The sequence below is a fragment of the Amycolatopsis regifaucium genome (assembly GCF_001613935.1).
GTDB classification, from domain to species: domain Bacteria; phylum Actinomycetota; class Actinomycetes; order Mycobacteriales; family Pseudonocardiaceae; genus Amycolatopsis; species Amycolatopsis regifaucium.
Genome location: NZ_LQCI01000004.1, coordinates 28,798 through 47,901 on the forward strand (window position 1 = coordinate 28,798; position 19,104 = coordinate 47,901).

Here is a 19,104-nt window from a genome sequence, read left to right on the forward strand (position 1 = left end):
CACAACCACCGGTTGGGGCCGCCCACCAGCGGGCATGGCGTTATCCAATGGGGCTATGCCGGAAACCGTACTTCTGGGAACCGAACCGCTTCGGCCCGAACAGGTCGTCGCGGTCGCCCGTGACCACTCGCCCGTCGCGGTCAGCGAAGCGGCCGAGAAGAATCTTGCCGCGACGCGTCAGCACATCGACAACCTCGCCCATGCCGAGACGCCGACGTACGGCGTGTCGACCGGCTTCGGTGCGCTCGCCACCAGGCACATCCCGCTCGAGAGCCGCACCGCGCTCCAGCGGTCGCTGATCCGCTCCCATGCCGCGGGCGCGGGTCCGGTCGTCGAGACCGAGGTCGTGCGCGCACTGATGCTGCTGCGTCTCCGCACCCTCACCAGCGGCTACACCGGCGTTCGCCCGCAAACGGCGCAAGCGCTTGCGGGCCTGCTCAACGCCGGAATCACCCCGCTTGTGCACGAGTACGGCTCTCTTGGCTGTTCCGGCGATCTCGCGCCCTTGGCCGCCGTCGCGCTCGCGCTGATGGGGGAGGGCGAAGTCGCGTACAGGGACGAAGTCGTCCCGGCAGGCGAAGCGCTGAAGCACGCCGGGATCGAGCCAATCGTCCTCGCGGAGAAGGAGGGCCTCGCCCTCACTAACGGCACCGACGGCATGCTCGGCATGCTCCTGTTGGCCGCGGCCGACCTGCGCAAGCTCCTCGACACCGCCGACATCACGGCGGCGATGAGCGTCGAAGCGCTCCTCGGCACCGATCGCGCCTTCGCGGCGGACCTCCAGGCCCTGCGCCCGCACCCTGGGCAGGCGCTGAGCGCCCGGCGCATGTGGACAGCGCTCCAGGACTCCAAGATCGTCGAGAGCCACCGCGGCCCGGACTGCAACCGCGTCCAGGACGCCTACTCGCTCCGCTGCGCACCCCAGGTGCACGGAGGCGCGCGCGACAGTCTCACGCACGCCGAACTCGTCGCCGAGCGTGAGCTTCACTCCGCGGTCGACAACCCGGTCGTGTTGTCCGACGGCCGGGTCGAGTCGAACGGCAACTTCCACGGTGCCCCGGTCGCGTACGTCCTCGACTTCCTCGCCATCCCGCTCGCGGACGTCGCCAGCATCGCCGAGCGCCGCACGGACCGGATGCTCGACAAGGCGCGCTCGCACGGCCTGCCGCCGTTCCTCGCGTTCGACCCCGGTGTCGACTCCGGCCACATGATCGCCCAGTACACGCAGGCGGCCATCGTCAGCGAACTCAAGCGTCTCGCGGTTCCGGCGTCGGTCGATTCGATCCCGAGCAGCGCCATGCAGGAGGACCACGTTTCCATGGGCTGGTCCGCCGCGCGCAAGCTGCGCAAGGCCGTCGAGGGACTCAACACCGTCCTCGCCATCGAACTGCTCACCGCCGCGCGGGCACTCGACATGCGCGCGCCTCTCGTCCCGTCGCCGGTCACCGGCCGCGTCCGGGAGCTGGTCCGTACCAAGGTCGATGGCCCCGGCCCCGACCGTCATCTGGCGCCGGAGATCGCCGCCGCCGAAGAACTCGTCGCGTCGGGTGCCGTCCTCGCCGCGGCCCAACTGGAGGTCTGAGCCCATGTCCCGCACGGTCCGTGCCGCCCGAGGCACCACGCTCACCGCGAAGAACTGGCAGACCGAAGCCGCCCTGCGGATGTTCCACAACAACCTCGACCCCGAGGTCGCCGAGCGCCCCGACGACCTGGTCGTCTACGGCGGCACCGGCAAGGCCGCCCGCAACTGGGCCAGTTTCGACGCGATCACCCGCGAACTGACCAGTTTGGAACAGGACGAGACGCTGCTCGTCCAGTCGGGCAAGCCGGTCGGCGTGTTCCGCACGCACGAATGGGCGCCGCGCGTGCTCATCGCGAACTCCAACCTCGTCGGCGACTGGGCGACCTGGCCGGAGTTCCGCCGCCTGGAGGCGCAGGGCCTGACCATGTACGGCCAGATGACCGCGGGGTCCTGGATCTACATCGGCACGCAGGGAATCCTGCAGGGCACTTACGAAACCTTCGCCGCTGTCGCGAAGAAGCGGTTCGGAGGCAGCCTCAAGGGCACGCTCACCGTCACCGCCGGCCTCGGTGGCATGGGCGGCGCGCAGCCGCTGGCCGTCACGATGAACGACGGCGTCGCGCTCGTCATCGAATGCGACCCGCAGCGCGCCCACCGCCGCGTCGAGACCCGCTATCTCGACGAGGTCGCCGACGACCTCGACGACGCGATCCGCCGCGTGGAAGCCGCGAAGAAGGAGAAGCGCGCGCTGTCCGTCGGCGTCGTCGGCAACGCCGCCGAGGTGCTGCCCGAACTGCTGCGCCGTGGCGTCGAGGTCGACATCGTCACCGACCAGACCTCCGCGCACGATCCGCTTTCCTACCTGCCCAAGGGCGTCGGCGTCGACGAGTGGCAGGACTACGCGGACAAGAAGCCCGACGAGTTCACCGAACGCGCCCGCGAGTCGATGGCCGACCACGTCGAAGCGATGCTCGGCTTCCTCGACAAGGGCGCCGAGGTCTTCGACTACGGCAATTCCTTGCGCGGGGAGGCGAAACTCGGCGGCTGCGAGCGCGCGTTCGACTTCCCGGGTTTCGTGCCCGCCTACATCCGGCCGCTGTTCTGCGAGGGCAACGGCCCGTTCCGCTGGGCGGCGCTGTCCGGTGACCCGGAGGACATCGCGGCGACCGACCGCGCGATGCTGGACCTGTTCCCGGAGAACGAATCCCTCGCCCGCTGGATCAAACTGGCAGGCGAACGCGTCGCCTTCCAAGGGCTTCCGGCGCGGATCTGCTGGCTCGGCTACGGCGAGCGGCACCTGGCGGGCCTGCGGTTCAATGAGATGGTCGCCAGCGGCGAGTTGAAGGCGCCGGTCGTCATCGGCCGCGACCACCTCGACTCGGGCAGCGTCGCCTCGCCGTACCGCGAGACCGAGGGCATGGCTGACGGTTCCGACGCGATCGCCGACTGGCCGCTGCTCAACGCGCTGGTCAACACCTCGTCGGGCGCCAGCTGGGTGTCGATCCACCACGGCGGCGGCGTCGGCATGGGCCGCTCCATCCACGCCGGTCAGGTCAGCGTGGCCGACGGAACCCCGCTGGCCGCGCGGAAACTCGAACGCGTGCTCACCAACGACCCGGGCATGGGCGTCATCCGGCACGTCGACGCCGGTTACGACCGCGCGGCCGACGTCGCCGACGAGCGTGGCGTCCGGGTGCCGATGCGGGACGCCGAGTGACCGCGTCCTCGCTGCTGGCGGAGATCTCGGACGTCGGCCGCGACCCGAAGCGCGGCGGCTACTCGCGCCACGCCTTCGACGCGGCCGAAACGGAGTTGCGCGCGTGGTTCGCCGAGCGCGCGGGACGGCTGGGACTGGGCGTCGAGACCGACCGCAACGGCAACATCTGGGCCTGGTGGGGCACGCCCGGTCCGGACGCTGTCGTCACGGGCAGCCATCTCGATTCGGTGCCCGGTGGCGGTGCCTTCGACGGCCCGCTCGGGGTCGCGAGCGCGCTCGACGCGGTGGAGACCTTGCAAGCCAAGGGATTTCGCCCGGCCAAGCCGTTCGCCGTCGTGGTCTTCGCCGAAGAGGAGGGCGGCCGGTTCGGCGTGCCGTGTCTCGGCTCGCGGTTGCTGACCGGGACCATCGACGCGGACAAGGCGCGGGGCCTGCGTGACCCCGACGGTGTCACGTTCGCCGAAGCGGCGGCGAAATCCGGTCTCGACCCCCAACGGGTCGGTCGCGATGCCGAGCGACTCGGTCTGATCGGACGGTTCCTCGAACTGCACGTCGAGCAGGGGCGTGGGCTGATCGACCTCGGCTCGCCGGTCGCCGTCGGCAATACGGTGATCGCGCACGGCCGGTGGCGGTTCTCCTTCCAGGGACAGGGAAATCACGCCGGTGCCACGCTGATCGGCGATCGTCGCGATCCGATGATCCCGGCGGCCGAGACCGTTCTCGCCGTGCAGAAATCGGCGAAGGCGACGGTCGGCGCCAGGGCCACGGTCGGCAGGCTCGTGCCGATCCCCGGCGGCACCAATGTCATCGCGTCCACGGTGGACTTGTGGCTGGACGCACGGGTACCGGGCACGGACACGCCGGAACTGGTCGCGGAGATCGCGAAGCTGGCCGAGGAAGCGGCAGGCCAGGAGGGCTGCCGGGTCGACGTCACCAGGGAGTCGTACTCGGACGACGTGGTCTTCGACGACGCGTTGCGCCGTGACCTGGGTACTTGGCTCGGCGGGCCGCCGGAGCTGCCGACCGGTGCCGGGCACGACGCGGCGATCCTCGCCGGGTTCGTCCCGTCCGGGATGCTCTACGTGCGCAATCCCACCGGCATAAGTCATTCTCCGGAGGAGTTCTCGGAGGCGGAGGATGTCGACCACGGTGCTCGCGCGCTCGCGGACGTCCTGGAGAAACTGTCGACATGACGACATATTGGTGTGAGCGGGCCTGGTTGCCGGACGGGATCGCCGAAGCCGTCCGGATCGAGGTCGATGGTGGGGCGATCACGTCCGTGGCGGCGAACGCGCCCCGTGCCGGGGTCATCCTCAAGGGACTGACGCTGCCCGGATTCGCGAACGGGCACTCGCACGCCTTCCATCGCGCGCTGCGGGGCCGGACGCATCACGATCGCGGCACGTTCTGGACCTGGCGCGAGCGGATGTACTCGCTCGCGTCCAGGCTCGATCCGGACTCGTACTACCGGCTGGCGCGCGGTGTCTACGCCGAGATGGTGCTGGCCGGGTACACGAGTGTCGGCGAGTTCCACTATCTGCACCACGCACCGGGCGGAAAGTCTTATGCCGAGCCGAACGCGATGGGGGAGGCGCTGCGGCAGGCCGCCGCAGACGCGGGGATCCGGCTCACCCTGCTCGACACCTGCTATCTCGCCGGTGGCATCGGCGTCGAACCCGACGCGGTGCAACGGCGGTTCTCCGACGGGTCCGCCACGGCGTGGGCGCAACGAGTCGGCGAATTGCGGGCGCAGGACACTTTCCGGGTCGGCGGTGCGATCCATTCGGTGCGCGCGGTTCCCGAAGATCAACTGTCCGAAGTGGACAACGGGACACCGTCGGATCGGCCGCTGCACATCCACCTCTCCGAGCAGCGGGCCGAGAACGAACAGTGCATGGCGGCTTACCACTGGACTCCGACGGGGTTGCTCTGGGACAACGGCGTGCTCAGCGACCGGCTCACCGCGGTGCACGCGACGCACCTGACGCCGGGCGACGTCGAACGGCTCGGTGAGGCCGAGAGTCGCGTGTGCTTCTGCCCGACGACCGAACGGGATCTCGGTGACGGCATCGGCCCGGCGCGGACGCTGCTGGACGCGGGTGTGCGGTTGTGCGTCGGCAGCGACAGCAACGCGGTCGTCGACGCGTTCGAGGAGACCAGGGCGCTGGAATTGAACGAACGGCTGGCCAGTGAGCAGCGCGGCCGGTTCACCGCGGAGGAGCTGCTCGCGGCGGCGACCGAGCACGGCGCGATCGGCTGGCACGAGGTCGGCCGGCTGGCCGCGGGGGCGGGCGCGGACTTCGTCACGGTCGACCTCGATTCGGTGCGGACCGCGGGAATCGAGCCGTCCGGGGTGGTCTTCGCCGCGTCCGGGGCGGACGTGCGGAACGTCGTGGTCGCCGGACGTGAGATCGTCCGCGATGGCGCACACCAGCTGATCGACCGGCCGGAAACGGTCTTGGCCAAGGAGATCGAGGCATTGTGGCAGTCCTGATCACGGGTATCGGCGAGCTCACCACGAACGACGCCGAGCTGGGCAAACTCCGCGACGCGGCCGTCGTCGTCGATGGCGAGAAGATCGCTTGGGTGGGTGCCGCGGCGGACGCTCCAGACTCCGACGAGCGGATCGACGTCGAGGGCCGCGCGGTGCTGCCCGGCTGGGTGGACAGCCACACGCACCTCGTCTTCGCCGGGGACCGGACGACCGAGTTCGAGGCACGGATGGCCGGCAAGGCGTACAGCGCAGGTGGGATCGCGGTCACCGTCGAGGCGACGCGGGCGGCTTCCGACGAGCAGCTGGCGGCGAACCTGCGGCGTCATGTCGACGAAGCGGCGAAGCAGGGCACGACCTGTTTGGAGACGAAGACCGGGTACGGGCTGAACGTCGAAGACGAGGTGCGTTCGGCGCGGATCGCCACCGACGTGGCCGACGAGGTCACCTTTCTCGGCGCGCATCTGGTGCCACCGGGTGCGGACGCGGAGTCCTATGTGGACTTGGTCTGCGGTGACATGCTCGACGCCGTGGCGCCGCTCGTGCGGTGGGCGGACGTGTTCTGCGAGACCGGCGCTTTCGACGAGGCGCAGTCCGGACGGGTGCTGAAGGCGGCGCGGGAACGTGGTCTCGGGCTGCGGGTGCACGGCAATCAGCTGGGGGAGGGGCCGGGCGTGCGGCTCGCCGTCGAACTGGGGGCCGCGAGCGTCGACCACTGCACATACCTGAGCGAAGCGGACGTAGCGGCTCTCGCCGCTTCGGACACTGTCGCGACCCTTCTACCCGCGTGTGACCTGTCGACCCGGCAGCCGTTGGCTCCGGCGCGACGGCTGCTGGACGCCGGGGCGACGGTCGCGTTGGCGAGCAACGCGAACCCGGGCAGCTCGTACACGACGTCGATGGCGTTCTGCGTGACGACCGCGGTGCTGCAGATGCGGATGACGATCGAGGAGGCCGTCTGGTCGGCGACGGCGGGCGGCGCTCGAGCTTTACGGAGGGACGACGTCGGGGTGATCCGGCCTGGCGCGCGGGCGGACCTTCAGGTGCTCGAAGCGCCTTCGGTCACGCACCTCGCGTACCGGCCGGGGGTGCCGCTGACGGCCGGAGTGTGGCGCTGCGGAAGGGCGTTGACCAGCTGTTTCGCCGCAAAGTGATAGCAAAGGTCCCTTGCTCCCCCGGCGGGATCAGGAGGGTTGGCCCAGGGTTTCTTCGATGCGCTCGCGCAGGGCGGGCGGGACTTCGCCGAGCAGGTGCGACCACTGCTCGATCCGCTTCTCGCTCAGGTGGGTGAGCAGGTCCAGCACGGGCGGCCACAGGTCCTCGTCGGCGGCCGCGACCCGCAGGAGGCCGCTGAACCGGCCCTCGGAGAGCAGGCCGAGGACGTGGTCGATCCGGTTCTTGTCGTCGAGGACGAACGCGATCCGGATCAGCGCTTCGTCGCCGATGACGTCGAGAGCCTTCCGCACCGTCGGATCGGGCAGATGGCCGACGAACCGGCCGACGGTGATCCAGTCTTCTCGGCGCACCAGCTCCCCGGCGACCGCGACGACGGTGTCGAGCGGGATCCGGGCGATGATCGCGCTCGCCCGGCGCGGGTCCAGTTCGGCCGCGACGTCGGCCAGGAACCGCGGCTTCAGCCGCTTCGCGACGTCGACTCCCCGGGAGACGTCCACCAGCCCGGCGATCCGGGCGCACAGAAGCGGACCGAAGACCTTCTCGGCGATCTTCGCCAGAATCGGGGAGGGGACGAGCTTGCTCGCCATCGCCATCCGCTCGAGGGCGGCGCGGTTGGCGTCGAACAGCGTGTCCGTCACCTGTTCGCGGAACGCCTGCAGTTCGGCGGCGTCCACGCGGTCGAGGTAGGCGAGTCGCTCGGGCGTGGTGCCGAGGACGCGGGCGAGTTTGAGGATCTCCGCCTGCGAAGCGAAGTTTTCGGTGGTCACAGGCCCACCACCCGGCGGACAGTGCCGCGCAGAAGGGCGGGTACGTACTTCAGGCCCTCTTCGCCCGCTTCGGCCAAGGCCTTGGCCTGGCGGTGGCGCGCGTCGCGCAACGCGTCGGAGAGGTCCTGTTTCTCGTGGTCGGCCAGCGCTTCGATGCCTGCCGGGACAGGACCGCCTAGCTGACCGGAGAGTGTGCGCTCGGCCATGGTGGATCATCATGCCTCATGGATCCGGGGGAGCAAGGGACCTTTACTTTCGTCCATGGCGGACCGCTGGTCACGGCTTGTAGCGTCCGAGTCTGTGAAGGACGCGGAGGAGCCTGTGCGGCGCGGGCGGCGGCTGGTCATGGACGTCGCGCTGTGGCTCGGGCTCTGTGGCTGGGTGACCATCGACGCCGGATCCAGCACGAAGCACTGGGAACTGCTCTTCGGGCTCACCGCGACCACGGCCGCGATCGCGGTGTCGCGCCGGTACCCGCTGGTCTCGCTCATCATCGCCATGCTCGCGAGCTTCATCGTGCTGGGCAGCTTCGGTGGCCGGGTGCCGATCTGGGAGGGGTTCCTCCTCGTCGCCGTGAGTTACCTCGCGGGCTACCGGCAGCCGGTCGCGAAGCCGATGTTGCGGGTATTCACCGTCATCTCCGTCATCGCGGTCCCAGTGGCGCTGCTGTGGAGCGAGGACGGTTTCTCGGCGTGGGGAGCGCTGCTCGGCATTTTGGTTTTCGCCTCGGTGACGCCTTGGTTGCTGGGCCGGTACATCCGGCAACGCGAGGACATGGCTCGGGACGGCTGGCGCCGCGCCGAGGAGATGGAGAGCCGTCAGCGGCTCATCGCCGACCGTGCGCGGCTGCGCGAACGTGCCCGGATCGCCAGCGACATGCACGATTCGCTGGGCCACGAGCTGAGTCTCATCGCGGTGCGCGCCGCGGCGCTGGAGGTCGCGGGCGGCCTCGACGAGCGACAGCGGCAGGCCGCCGGTGAATTGCGGCAGAGTGCCGCGACGGCGACCGAACGGCTGCGCGAGATCATCGGCGTGCTGCGCGAAGAGGACGCCCCCACCGAGCCGGTGGACGAGAGCATCGACGAACTGCTCGATCGCGCGAGGGCGTCCGGCATGCTGATCGAGTCCTCTGTGGACGCTCCGGTCGACGGCGAGCCGGGGATGGTCGACCGCGCGGCGTATCGCGTGGTCCAGGAGTCCATGACGAACGTCGTCAAACACGCGCCGGGAGCCGCCGTCACCGTCCGGGTGGTGCGCTCGGCGGGGCAGACGGACGTCGTGGTCACCAACGCGCCACCGCCCGCGGGGCCACTGCCCGGACGGTCTTCCGGACGTCGCGGCCTGATCGGCCTGCGCGAACGGGTCCGGCTGGTCGGCGGGACACTGCGTGCGGCGCCGAGCGGCGGCGGGTTCGAGGTCAGCGCCACCCTGCCGCATGACGCGGCGCCTTCGGAGGAATCGCCGGAGAGCCAGGCGGCGATGGACGCGGAGGTCGGACAGTCGACATCGGCCAGGGAACTGGAACGCGCCCGCCGCGACGTCCGGCGCAGCCTGATCCAGGCGATCGTCGTGCCGATCGGGCTCTTCGGCCTGGTGGTCGGCATCAGCGGGGTGGTGTTCCTCGTCCAGTGGTACGGCTCCGAACTCCCTCGAGGAGCCTACGAGCGGATCCGGGTCGGCCAGACGCGGGCGGAGATCGCGCCCGTCCTGCCCGGCGGTCAGCGGATCGCGCGGCCTCGGATGGTGGAGCCGCCGGTGCCCGCGGGAGCGATATGCGAGTACTACGGCACCGAGCGCACCGTGTTCAACTTGAACTACGAGGTCTACCGGCTGTGCTTCGCCGACGGGAAGCTCGTGGCGAAGGACGTGATCAGTGAGGACGAGCAAAGGGGGAACCCGGATGATCCGGGTGGTGCTGGCCGATGACGAGGCGATGATCCGAGCCGGCGTATCGGCGATCCTGGCCGCCGACACCGAAATCGAAGTGGTCGCGGAGGCCGGGGATGGCCGTTCCGCCGTCGAGCAGGTGCGCGCGACCAGGCCGGACGTCGTGCTTCTCGACATCCGCATGCCGGTCATGGACGGGCTCAAAGCGGCGGAGGAGATCCGGCGGCTGCTGCCCGAGGTCGGCGTGATCATGCTGACCACGTTCGGCGAGGACACCTACATCGAACGCGCGCTCGGCCTCGGCGCGAGTGGTTTCCTGCTGAAATCCGGTGATCCGCGCGAACTGTTGTCCGGGATCCACGCGGTCGCGGGTGGAGCGGCGTTCCTTTCGCCGAAGGTCGCGCAGCGGGTGATCGCCCGCTTCTCCGGCAACCAGGTGTCCCGCGCGGAAGAGGCGAAGGCGTTGATCGGCAAGCTGACGCCGCGTGAACAGGAAGTGCTGGCACTACTGGGTTCTGGACTGTCCAATGCGGACATCGCGGGCAAGCTGTTCGTGGTCGAGGGCACAGTGAAGGCCTACGTGAGCACTATTCTCAACCGGCTCGGCGCACGGAACCGCGTGCAGGCCGCGATCACCGCGTACGAGGCGGGGCTGGTCGGCGGGGAACCGGAGGCGTCCAGCCGCTGACCCCGGCCCCGATGCGGGCGGTGAGCGCGCCGGGAAGCAATCGGAAGACGCTGTTGCGTACGGCCACGGCGAGCGGGTTCCTCAACTGTGGGCCCAGTTTTCCCGCCTGAATCGACGCTTTGACGACCGACTGGCTGCGCGGACGGCGTTGCTCGTCGTAATTCTTCAGCGCCGCGTCGACGTCCTCGGTGGTGCTGAGCGCGGCGGCGAGGACGACGGCGTCTTCGATCGCCTGGCAACCGCCTTGGCCGAGGAACGGCGGCATCGCGTGCGCGGCGTCGCCGAGGAACGCGACCCGCCCCTTCACGTAGGACGGCAGGGGAGTGCCGAGCAGGTAGAGGTCGTGGTGGAGCAGCGTCTCGGGGGTGGTGGCGTCGATGAGCTCCGGGATCGGTTCGTGCCAGCCGCCGAAACGTTCACGGAGATAAGCCTTCGGGTCTTCGTGCCGAAGACCTGCTTCGGCGACGTAGCTCGCCCACCAGTAGACGCGGCCGTCGTGGAGCGGGATGACGCCGATCTCGGCGCCGTCGTCCCAGCTCGTGCTGAGATCCGTCGGGTGCGGGAGCGCGGTGACGGCACGGAAGGCCGTGCTGCCGCTGTAGACCGGTGCGGGATGCCGCGGCCACAGCTGCTTCCGGAGTCCGCTGTGGATTCCGTCGGCGGCGATGATGACGTCCGCGTCGAGGTCACCGACGTCGGTGACCGCGGCGCCGGTGCGGACGCTTCCGGCGGGCAGGGCGTCGAGGAGTCCCCCGATGAGGTCGGCGCGGTGGATGGCGGCGAGCGGACGGCCGTGGTGACGGCGGAACGCGTCGGCGTCCCATCGGGTGATGCGGCGGCCTTTCCGGTCGTGGAGACCGCCGGAGGATTGCTCTTGGAGCTTGTCGAGGCGGACGCCCAGTGTTTCGAGTGAGCGCAGGGCGTTCGGCCACAGGGAGATGCCCGCGCCCACGGCGGTGAGTTCCGGCGCTTGTTCCAGGACGGTGACCTCCCAGCCGATGCCGTGCAGCCCGATGGCGGCGCTGAGTCCACCGATTCCCCCGCCGACCACGATCGCTTTGCGCACGTCGACCTCCTCTACATGTGTAGAGTACTACTACACTTGTAGAGTGCGAAAGTCGATAATCGGGGACGCGGCCATCGAGGTGATCGCGGCCGAGGGGATGCGCGGGCTGACGCATCGCGCGGTCGACCGGTTCGCCGGGCTGCCGTCGGGATCGACCTCGTATTACGCGCGGACGCGGGCGGCGCTGCTGGAACTGGCGATCTCGCGGATGGTCGAACTCGACGAGGTCACCATCGAGCCGCGGCCCGGGAAGCTGGCCGAGTATGTGGCGGAGTTCGCGTACGCGGCGATCACGCGGGGGCGGACGCGGATGCTGGCGCGGTACGAGTTCGCACTGGAGGCGACGCGGCGGCCGGAGTTGCGCGAGGCCTATGACCGCGGAGGGCTGGTGATCCGGCGAAGGTGCGCCGAGGTGCTTGCCGACCGCGGGTCGACGGAGCCTGAGCGGCACGCGCGGGTGCTCGTCGCGTGGCTGGACGGGACGATCTTCGACGCGCTGGCCGGGACCGGGTCGCTGCGGCCGCCGGGGCTGGCGGAGCTGACGCGGGACGCGGGGGAGGTTCTGGCTGGGCTCGGGGTGGCGGGGTAGCGGGGGACCTTTGGTATCGCCGAGGGCTCTGACCTGCGGTTATGGTGCGGAGGGGAGCAAGGGACCTTTGGTGTCGCCGTCGGGTCGTGAGTGGCGATTCTCGGGGCGTCGGTGAAGGAATTGGGACACTCAACGTCCCAATTCCTTCATCGATAGGGGCTCCGCAGGGGAGCGAGGTAGCAGGGGACCTTTGCTATCGCGGGGGGGCTCCGACCTGCGGTTACGGCGCGGAAGTGAGCAAGGGACCTTTGCTCTCGCTTCTCTCAACGTTGCGACAAGCGAGAGCGAAGGTCCCTTGCTCTCCCTCAGGCGTCGCGCCGCCGCAGCACGGTGGAACCGGTGGCGAGACCGGCCGCCGCCCAAGCCGTACAGAGCGCGATGCCGACCCAAGGCGCGTAGGGCGCGACGCCGCCGAAGATCGGGTTCGGCTCGCCTGAAGTGACCATCGCGTTGACGCCCGCGAAGCCGGGGAAGTAGTTCACGAGGTCTTCCCCGCCCAGTGAACCGGCGAACATCGGGATCATCACCAGCAGCACGAAGACCGTCACGATCGTCCCCGCCGTGCTCCGCAGCGCCGTCCCGAGGCCGAGGCAGAGCAGGCCCAGCAGCGCGAAGTAGCCGCCCATGCCTGCCGAGGTCGCGAGGACCTCGCCCACCGAGGAATTCCGCCCGGGGATCAGCGGCGCCGAGATCGCCACGCCGGCGAGGGTGTTCAGGACGCCGTAGCCGAACAGCACCGGCAGCAGGACGGCCGATTTCGCCGCGAGGACCCGGTTGCGCGTCGGGACCCATTGCAGGGTCGAGCGGATGCTGCCGCTGGCGTACTCGCTCGTGATGAACAGCGTCGCCAGCGCGACCACGGCGAACTGCGTGAGGTAGAACGCCGCCCCGGTCACGACGGCGTGCGGGGCCATCGAGCGTTCGACGCCGGAGTTCGCGGCCAGGCCCAGCGCACCGGAATAGGCGAGCATCAGCACGAGCCCGCTGATCAGGCACCACCAGGTGGAGCGGACCGACCAGAACTTGGTCCATTCCGACGAGATCGTGTTCATCGTGCGCTCCACTGCTTGAAGAAGGCGGTCAGCCGGTCGCGGTAGAAGTCCAGCGCTACCCGCGAATCGATCGAGCCGTACTGGTTGCGGACGAAATCGGCGGGCAGCGAGGACCGCAGACCCAGTTGATCCACCAGGATCGCGCCGTCGGTCACCGAGGAGTGGCCGCTGTTTTCGAGCAGGTACCGCTCCTTCGGCCCGGTGAGCCGCGGCCAGGTCTCGTCCCAGGTCGGGCTGTAGTTCTTCTCGCCGATCGGGCTGGCCAGCAGCAGCAGCGGCCGGTCGAGGGAAACGATGCCGAAGAACGGGCCGTCGACGTTCACGCCCGCCCTGATCCGCCGGTCGGCGGCCATGGCCGTGGCGGTGGCCGAACCACCGGCGGAATGCCCGGCCATCCCGATTTTCTTGGCGTCGATCGACCAGCGCCGGTCCTTCAGCAGGGTGTCGATGACGAACGACGCGTCGACGGCGCGGTTCGCGATCGCCGACGGCCAGGGTTCACCGGGAAGTCCACAAGGGACACACTGACGCAGCCCATCGGGGAACTCCGTTTCCCAGGCTTCGTAGGCGTGGTCGATTCCGGCGACCACGAATCCTTGTGCGGCAAGACGTTCGGCGACCGCGGTCAGGGTGATCCGGTTGTTGCCCGCGCCCGGCGAAAGCAGTACCAAGGGACGACGTCCGGGCAGCGAGGGCGCGTTCTCCCTCGAATGAACCCGCACCTCGCTCAGCGTGTCCGGCGGCAGGTCGAGCTTCCGTCCGGCGATCGCCGCCGCCGACTCCGCGCGCGTCATGTACCGCGGGGCGCGCCCGATCGGGACCGCCGGGTACCAGACGTTGACCATCAGCTCGCGCCGCCTTTCCGGCACCCAAGGGTCGGCTCGCCGCTGATCGGTGAGGTGCAGCGTGCGCGACCCGATCGGGAGCGGGCCGCCCGGCGCGGGCAGCGACAGTTCCGGTGCCGCCGACGCGGCCGCCGGCACCCCCAGCAGGCCGGCGATCACCGCCACCAGGACCATGAGTGACTTCATGCCGCGACTCCCGTTCCGTATTCGACCGACGACGCGGTCAATTCCATATAGGCCTGCTCCAGCGACGCGGTCCGTTCGGTCAGCCCGTGTACGCGGATCCCGAGTTCGTGCACCGCGTCGCCGACGCGCGCGACGGGCAGGTCGTGCACGATCAGTTCGTCCCGGTCGGATTCCGTGCTCGCGCCGAGGGCGCGCAGACGCTGTTCGAGCGCACGCAGTTCGCCGGAAACGGGGACCCGCACCGCGACCGACGTCCGCGAATTGCCCGCGATGAATTCGTCGACCGGGGCGTCGGCGAGCAGCTTTCCCTTGCCGATGACCACGAGCCTGTCCGCGGTCAGTTGCATTTCACTCATCAGGTGACTCGATACGAACACCGTGCGGCCCTCCGCGGCGAGCGAGCGCATCAGTTGCCGTACCCAGCGGACGCCGTCGGGGTCGAGGCCGTTGACCGGCTCGTCGAACATCAGCACGCCGGGGTCGCCCAGCAGGGCACCGGCGATGCCGAGCCGCTGCCCCATCCCGAGCGAGAACGTCCCGGCTCGTTTGCCCGCGACGTCGGTGAGGCCGACCGTCGCGAGCACTTCGTCCACCCGGCTCGCCGGGATCCCGTTGCTGCGCGCCATCGCCAGGAGGTGCTTGCCCGCGGTCCGGCCGGGGTGCAGCGCCTTGGCTTCCAGCAACGCTCCGACCTCACGCAGCGGATGTCGCAGGTCCGCGTACTTCTCGCCGTCGATGCGGACCTCTCCGGCGCTCGGCGCGTCGAGGCCGAGTGTCATCCGCATGGTCGTCGACTTCCCGGCGCCGTTGGGACCGAGGAAACCGGTCACCTTGCCCGGCTCGACGGCGAAGGTCAGCCCGTCGACGACCGTCTTCTCGCCATAGCGCTTCGTGAGTCCTCGAAGCGTGATCATCCGCGTCCTCCTTCGTGTGACGCCAGTTTCCGGCGTGGAGGCCCGCGCGGGCATTGCCCCGAAGTCATCGGTCGCCCCTTACTTTCGGCAGGTGCCGTTCGGCACGAGCATCGCGGAAAGGCACAATCGGCGCCATGACCACCCGTGGACAACGGCGCGTGAATCCGCTCGACCTGGTGATGCTCGCACTCGCCGTGTTCTCCGTCGGGCTGCTCGTCTATGTGACGTTCTTCCCGCATTCGGACGAGACGGCCCATCGCGTGTTCATCATCGACACGACGGTGTGCGGGCTCTTCGCGCTCGAATTCCTGTGGCGGTGGCGGCGCGACGGCTGGGAAAAGCGGTTCCCGTTGCGCAACTGGTACGAGATCCTCGGCATGATCCCCATCGCGCATCCGGCGCTGCGCGGATTCCGGTTGCTGCGGATCGTCGTGGTGCTGATCCGGCTCGCGCGGACGGCGGACCGCGCGTTCGGGGAGCGGTTCACGCAGCGCCTGGTCGAGCGGCTGTCGCGGCCGATCGTGCTGGCGATCAAGAAGCCGATCACGATCGCGGTGCTCGACGAAGTCGTCAAGGTGCTGGAAACCGGCAACTACCCGCAGAACCTCGCGCGTTCCCTCGCCGAAAACCAGACGCTGCTGCGGGGGATCATCGCCGAGAAGCTGAAAAACGATCCGCAGGCGGGTCGGCTGTCGAAGCTGCCGTTCCACGACGAGGTGGTCCGTTCGGTGATCGACACCGCGATGCGCGTGATCCTCGAAGTACTGACCGATCCGCGGACCGACGAGTTCTTCGCGCATGTCGTGCGGGAGAACCGAGAGCAGATCCGCAGCGCGGTGCAACTGGGCCTGAACGAGCGACTGGAGGACGAGGAACTGGCGGAGCGGCTGCCGACCCGGCCTCAGCACCAGATGATGGACTGACCGGTCAGGAGCCGCGCCGCGTGGTCCGCCGGGTGGGAGCGGCGCTCAGCGGGTCGTCCGGCCAGGGATGCTTCGGGTAGCGTCCGCGGAGATCGGCCCGCACGGCCGCATAACCGTTGCGCCAGAACGATTCCAGATCGGCGGTGACCGCGGCGGGTCGTCCGGCTGGTGAGAGCAGGTGCAGGACGACGGGGACGCCCGCCAGTTCCGGTGTCGCGAGCCAGCCGAACGTCTCCTGCAGTTTCACGGCCAGCACCGGCTGCGCACCCGAATAGTCGACCCGGATCCGCGAACCCGACGGGACCTCCAGCCGGTCCGGTGCCAGTTCGTCCAACCGCGACGCCTCGGGCCACGGCAACAGACCGCGCAGCGCGGCACCCGCGTCCAGTGCCGCCAGATCCGATCGGCGGCGGGCGGAGCCGAGATCAAGCCATGAGCCCAAAGTGGACAACAGGGCCGCGTCGTCGACCGCCGGCCAAGGCGAACCCGCCACCCGATGCAGGAAGGACAACCGCTCACGGAGCCGCCGCCCGTCCTCGGACCAGCGCAACAGGCCGAGCCCCTCGGTGCGCAATCCCTCCAGCAGCGCGGAGCGAATCGCGTCCGGCGCGGGCGAGCGCAGCGGTTTCTCCGACAGCACGATCGCGCCCAGCCGCCGCACCGAACGCGCGACGACGTCCCCTTGGGACCAGCGCACTTCGTCGGCCGAGGAGACCAGATTCGGTGCCGCGCGGACCGCGAGGTCCTCGTCGGCGGGCGCGGCCAGCCGGATGACGCCCTGTGCGCGGCCGGGATCGCGGGTCGCTTCGGCCACGGCCAGCCATTCGACGTCGGCCAGTCCACTGCCGCGCGGCAGTTCCGCCGCCGTGCCACCGGCCATCAAATAGACCGGCGTACCCGCGGCACGCCGTCGGGCGAGCCGTTCCGGATGCGCCAGCGCGACGATCAGCGCCGGATCGGACGCCCCGCCGCCGTCGGGCACCAGCCTGGAAAGCCGTCGTACGTCGGACTTCCAGCGGTCGTCACCCCGTACGCGCCGCAGTTCGGCTTCGAGATCGGTCAGCGTGCCGCCACTGTCCAGCAGCGCGACGACCTCGGCGGCCGAACGCGCGTTGGTCCGCGCCGCGCCGTCCAGCAGCGCCCGCGCCAGTCGCGGATGCAGGCCGAGTTCGGCCATCTTCCGGCCGCGTTCGGTCACCGTGCCGTCTTCCGCGGTCGCGCCGAGCGTCGTCAGCAGCGCGCGACCGGCGGCGAGCGCGCCTTCACCGGGCGGATCCCACCAGGCGAGCCCGGAACCGTCCGGAGTGGACCAGCACGCGAGCTCCAGCGCGAACCGGGCCAGTTCGGCCGTGCGGATTTCGGGTTCGGGGTAGGCGGGCAAGGACCCCTGCTCGTGCGCCGCCCAGCATCGATAGGCGCGTCCCGGCGCTTCCCGTCCGGCCCGGCCGGCGCGCTGCTCGGCGACGGCCGCCGAGACACGGACGGTCGCCAAGCCGGGCAACCCACGCCGGTGATCGACACGAGGCACCCTGGACAACCCGCAGTCCACCACCGCGCGCACGCCCGGCACGGTCAAGCTGGACTCGGCGACCGACGTCGAAAGCACCACCCGGCGGCGGGCACGCGGGCGCAGCGCGTCGTCCTGGCTCGCCGCCGAAAGCCGGCCGTGCAGCGGCAGCACGTCGGCGTCCAGGCCGTTGAGCCGTCCGCTCACCCTGGCGATTTCGCCGGCACCGGGGAGGAACGCGAGGACGTCACCATCCCCTTCGGACAGTGCTTTGTGGATCGTCCGGACCACGGTCGCCTCGATCCGCTCACCGCGCGCGGGCGGCTGATACGAGACGTCGACCGGATAGGTCCGGGCCCGCGCGGTGATCACCGGCGCGTCCCCGAGCAGGGCGGCCAGCCGCCCGGCCGCCACGGTGGCGGACGTCGCGAGCAGGCGCAGGTCGTCCCGCAGCCCGGCGCGCACGTCCAGCAGCAGCGCGAGCAGCAGGTCCGCGTCGAGGTGGCGCTCGTGGCATTCGTCGAGCAGGACGGTCGAAACCCCGGCGAGTTCGGGATCGCTCTGCACCCGCCGGACCAGCAACCCGGACGTGACCACTTCGATCCGCGTCGAAGACGACACCTTCCGGTCCCCGCGCACCGAATAGCCGACCGTCTCGCCGACCCGTTCGCCCAGCAGGGACGCCATCCGTGCCGCCGCGGCCCGCGCGGCCAGCCGCCTCGGTTCGGCGACGATCACCCGGCCCTCGCCGTTGTCCAGCGCGAGCGGCACCAAGGTGGTCTTGCCGGTACCAGGGGGTGCGACGAGCACCGCGGTGCCGTGCGTGTCGAGGGCGGCCAGGAGTTCGGGCAGGACGGCGCGAACCGGCAGGTCGGGAAGGGTCACTGCTCGGTGACCTGCGGTGGGGGCGGGATCCGGTAGCCGGACGGGCCGATGTTGCGGTTCAGCGAGGCGAGCCATTCCCCGGACGAGATCATCTTCTGGATGGCCCTGGCCACCGCCGCGCGCCCTTCGTTGTCGCCCTTGCGCAGGCCGACGCCGTATTTCTCGGCGGAGAACGGCTTGCCGACGACCCTCAGCAGCTCCGGGTTCTGCGCGACGTACCCGGCCAGGATGACGTCGTCGGTCGTCACCGCGTCGACCTGTCCCGCGAGCAATGCCGTGACGCAGTCCTGATAGCGCGGGTACTCGACGAGCTGGACGGCCTGGGCGAACTTGTCGCGCACCTGCTCGGCCGAGGTGGTGCCGCCCACGGCGCACAGTTTGCGGCCGTTGAGGTTTTCCGGGCCGGTGATGTCGGTCGACCGGAGGCGGACCAGCAGATCCTGGCCGGTTTCGAAATAGGGACCGGCGAAGGCGACCACCTGTTTGCGTTTCTCGGTGATCGAGTAGGTCGCCACCATCAGATCCGTGATCCCGGAGGTTATGTCCGTCTCACGGGTCGACGGTCTGCTGTCGTGCCAGGTGATGCGATCCGTGTCGACACCCAATTCGCTCGCGACGTACTTCGCGACGTCGACGTCGAAACCGACATAGCGGCCGTCGACCGTCCGTTTGGAAAGCCCCGGCTGGTCAAAGCGGATACCGATGGTGAGTTTGTTGGCTCCGACGGCGCGGGCGACGAGCGAATCCGCGGGACCGGCTTCCGGCCCGCACGCCGCCACCGAGGTGACCAGCATCAAGCAAGCCGCCAGCAGGGCATGTCCCCTCATCGGGTGCCTCCGTCCGCCGCCTCACCTTGTTCTCAGGGTCGACCGTTAGCCTAGGCCCGTGC

General features: G+C 69.8%; 17 protein-coding genes. 9 read left to right on the forward strand and 8 right to left on the reverse strand.

Features of this window, described 5'->3' with window-relative positions; all coding sequences use genetic code 11:
* Positions 1–55: 55 nt before the first annotated feature.
* The 5 genes from hutH to hutI are packed head-to-tail and all read left to right on the forward strand — an operon-like array spanning position 56 to position 6,884.
* Positions 56–1,582: a histidine ammonia-lyase gene (gene hutH, locus AVL48_RS07490; RefSeq protein WP_061981186.1), complete on the forward strand. Its 1,527-nt coding sequence runs from the start codon at positions 56–58 to the stop codon at positions 1,580–1,582.
* 4 nt (positions 1,583–1,586) lie between these two features.
* Positions 1,587–3,239 carry a urocanate hydratase gene (gene hutU / locus AVL48_RS07495; protein ID WP_061981187.1) on the forward strand — a complete coding sequence of 551 codons (1,653 nt, stop codon included), beginning with the start codon at positions 1,587–1,589 and terminating at the stop codon, positions 3,237–3,239.
* Positions 3,236–4,432 carry an allantoate amidohydrolase gene (locus AVL48_RS07500; RefSeq protein WP_061981188.1) on the forward strand — a complete coding sequence of 399 codons (1,197 nt, stop codon included), beginning with the start codon at positions 3,236–3,238 and terminating at the stop codon, positions 4,430–4,432. Before hutU ends, AVL48_RS07500 begins: the two co-directional genes overlap by 4 nt.
* Positions 4,429–5,733 (forward strand): formimidoylglutamate deiminase, encoded by a 1,305-nt coding sequence (locus AVL48_RS07505; protein WP_061981189.1) that lies wholly within the window; start codon positions 4,429–4,431, stop codon positions 5,731–5,733. Before AVL48_RS07500 ends, AVL48_RS07505 begins: the two co-directional genes overlap by 4 nt.
* Complete coding sequence (gene hutI / locus AVL48_RS07510) at positions 5,721–6,884, forward strand: imidazolonepropionase (RefSeq protein ID WP_061981190.1); 1,164 nt, start codon at positions 5,721–5,723, stop codon at positions 6,882–6,884. Before AVL48_RS07505 ends, hutI begins: the two co-directional genes overlap by 13 nt.
* A gap of 30 nt (positions 6,885–6,914) precedes the next feature.
* On the opposite strand, the gene AVL48_RS07515 is transcribed toward hutI, so the two are convergent.
* Both AVL48_RS07515 and AVL48_RS07520 read right to left on the reverse strand, forming a co-directional pair.
* Positions 6,915–7,673, reverse strand: a complete 759-nt coding sequence (locus AVL48_RS07515) for a hypothetical protein (RefSeq protein WP_061981191.1) — start codon at positions 7,671–7,673, stop codon at positions 6,915–6,917.
* Positions 7,670–7,879 carry a hypothetical protein gene (locus AVL48_RS07520; protein ID WP_061981192.1) on the reverse strand — a complete coding sequence of 70 codons (210 nt, stop codon included), beginning with the start codon at positions 7,877–7,879 and terminating at the stop codon, positions 7,670–7,672. The genes AVL48_RS07515 and AVL48_RS07520 overlap by 4 nt, the downstream gene beginning before the upstream one ends.
* 115 nt (positions 7,880–7,994) lie before the next feature.
* On the opposite strand from AVL48_RS07520, the gene AVL48_RS07525 reads away from it, so the two are divergent.
* Together AVL48_RS07525 and AVL48_RS07530 are read left to right on the forward strand one after the other, a co-directional pair.
* Entirely contained in the window at positions 7,995–9,599 is a 1,605-nt protein-coding gene (locus AVL48_RS07525; RefSeq protein ID WP_061981193.1) for a histidine kinase, read from the forward strand.
* Positions 9,574–10,248, forward strand: a complete 675-nt coding sequence (locus tag AVL48_RS07530) for a response regulator transcription factor (RefSeq protein WP_061981194.1) — start codon at positions 9,574–9,576, stop codon at positions 10,246–10,248. The genes AVL48_RS07525 and AVL48_RS07530 overlap by 26 nt, the downstream gene beginning before the upstream one ends.
* Here AVL48_RS07530 and AVL48_RS07535 read toward each other — a convergent pair.
* Complete coding sequence (locus tag AVL48_RS07535) at positions 10,193–11,314, reverse strand: FAD-dependent monooxygenase (RefSeq protein ID WP_061981195.1); 1,122 nt, start codon at positions 11,312–11,314, stop codon at positions 10,193–10,195. The genes AVL48_RS07530 and AVL48_RS07535 overlap by 56 nt on opposite strands.
* Before the next feature lie 43 nt (positions 11,315–11,357).
* On the opposite strand from AVL48_RS07535, the gene AVL48_RS07540 reads away from it, so the two are divergent.
* Complete coding sequence (locus AVL48_RS07540) at positions 11,358–11,903, forward strand: TetR/AcrR family transcriptional regulator (protein ID WP_061981196.1); 546 nt, start codon at positions 11,358–11,360, stop codon at positions 11,901–11,903.
* 305 nt (positions 11,904–12,208) lie between these two features.
* Here AVL48_RS07540 and AVL48_RS07545 read toward each other — a convergent pair whose 3' ends face one another.
* Genes AVL48_RS07545 through AVL48_RS07555 form a run of 3 tightly spaced genes read right to left on the reverse strand, consistent with a single transcriptional unit; the run spans position 12,209 to position 14,900 of the window.
* Positions 12,209–12,955, reverse strand: a complete 747-nt coding sequence (locus AVL48_RS07545) for an ABC transporter permease (RefSeq protein WP_061981197.1) — start codon at positions 12,953–12,955, stop codon at positions 12,209–12,211.
* A complete protein-coding gene (locus AVL48_RS07550; RefSeq protein ID WP_061981198.1) occupies positions 12,952–13,986 on the reverse strand; it encodes an alpha/beta hydrolase family protein in 1,035 nt (344 codons plus the stop codon). Before AVL48_RS07550 ends, AVL48_RS07545 begins: the two co-directional genes overlap by 4 nt.
* A complete protein-coding gene (locus AVL48_RS07555) occupies positions 13,983–14,900 on the reverse strand; it encodes an ABC transporter ATP-binding protein (protein WP_061981199.1) in 918 nt (305 codons plus the stop codon). The genes AVL48_RS07550 and AVL48_RS07555 overlap by 4 nt, the downstream gene beginning before the upstream one ends.
* Before the next feature lie 134 nt (positions 14,901–15,034).
* Here AVL48_RS07555 and AVL48_RS07560 point away from each other — a divergent pair, with 134 nt between their 5' ends.
* The gene (locus AVL48_RS07560) at positions 15,035–15,823 is read left to right on the forward strand and encodes an ion transporter (protein ID WP_061981200.1); all 789 of its coding nucleotides are present in this window, start codon (positions 15,035–15,037) and stop codon (positions 15,821–15,823) included.
* A gap of 4 nt (positions 15,824–15,827) precedes the next feature.
* Here AVL48_RS07560 and hrpB read toward each other — a convergent pair whose 3' ends face one another.
* Entirely contained in the window at positions 15,828–18,215 is a 2,388-nt protein-coding gene (gene hrpB / locus AVL48_RS07565; RefSeq protein WP_061981201.1) for an ATP-dependent helicase HrpB, read from the reverse strand.
* The gene (locus AVL48_RS07570) at positions 18,212–19,042 is read right to left on the reverse strand and encodes a glutamate ABC transporter substrate-binding protein (RefSeq protein ID WP_061981202.1); all 831 of its coding nucleotides are present in this window, start codon (positions 19,040–19,042) and stop codon (positions 18,212–18,214) included. Before AVL48_RS07570 ends, hrpB begins: the two co-directional genes overlap by 4 nt.
* Positions 19,043–19,104: the final 62 nt, after the last annotated feature.

What these genes read in the sequence shown, in the direction of transcription:
- hutH (WP_061981186.1), top strand. Translation starts at nt 56, where the DNA reads ATGCCGGAAACCGTACTTCTGGGAACCGAACCGCTTCGGCCCGAACAG.
- hutU (WP_061981187.1), top strand. Translation starts at nt 1,587, where the DNA reads ATGTCCCGCACGGTCCGTGCCGCCCGAGGCACCACGCTCACCGCGAAG.
- AVL48_RS07505 (WP_061981189.1), top strand. Translation starts at nt 4,429, where the DNA reads ATGACGACATATTGGTGTGAGCGGGCCTGGTTGCCGGACGGGATCGCC.
- AVL48_RS07520 (WP_061981192.1), bottom strand. Translation starts at nt 7,879, where the DNA reads ATGGCCGAGCGCACACTCTCCGGTCAGCTAGGCGGTCCTGTCCCGGCA.
- AVL48_RS07530 (WP_061981194.1), top strand. Translation starts at nt 9,574, where the DNA reads ATGATCCGGGTGGTGCTGGCCGATGACGAGGCGATGATCCGAGCCGGC.
- AVL48_RS07545 (WP_061981197.1), bottom strand. Translation starts at nt 12,955, where the DNA reads ATGAACACGATCTCGTCGGAATGGACCAAGTTCTGGTCGGTCCGCTCC.
- AVL48_RS07550 (WP_061981198.1), bottom strand. Translation starts at nt 13,986, where the DNA reads ATGAAGTCACTCATGGTCCTGGTGGCGGTGATCGCCGGCCTGCTGGGG.
- AVL48_RS07555 (WP_061981199.1), bottom strand. Translation starts at nt 14,900, where the DNA reads ATGATCACGCTTCGAGGACTCACGAAGCGCTATGGCGAGAAGACGGTC.
- AVL48_RS07560 (WP_061981200.1), top strand. Translation starts at nt 15,035, where the DNA reads ATGACCACCCGTGGACAACGGCGCGTGAATCCGCTCGACCTGGTGATG.
- AVL48_RS07570 (WP_061981202.1), bottom strand. Translation starts at nt 19,042, where the DNA reads ATGAGGGGACATGCCCTGCTGGCGGCTTGCTTGATGCTGGTCACCTCG.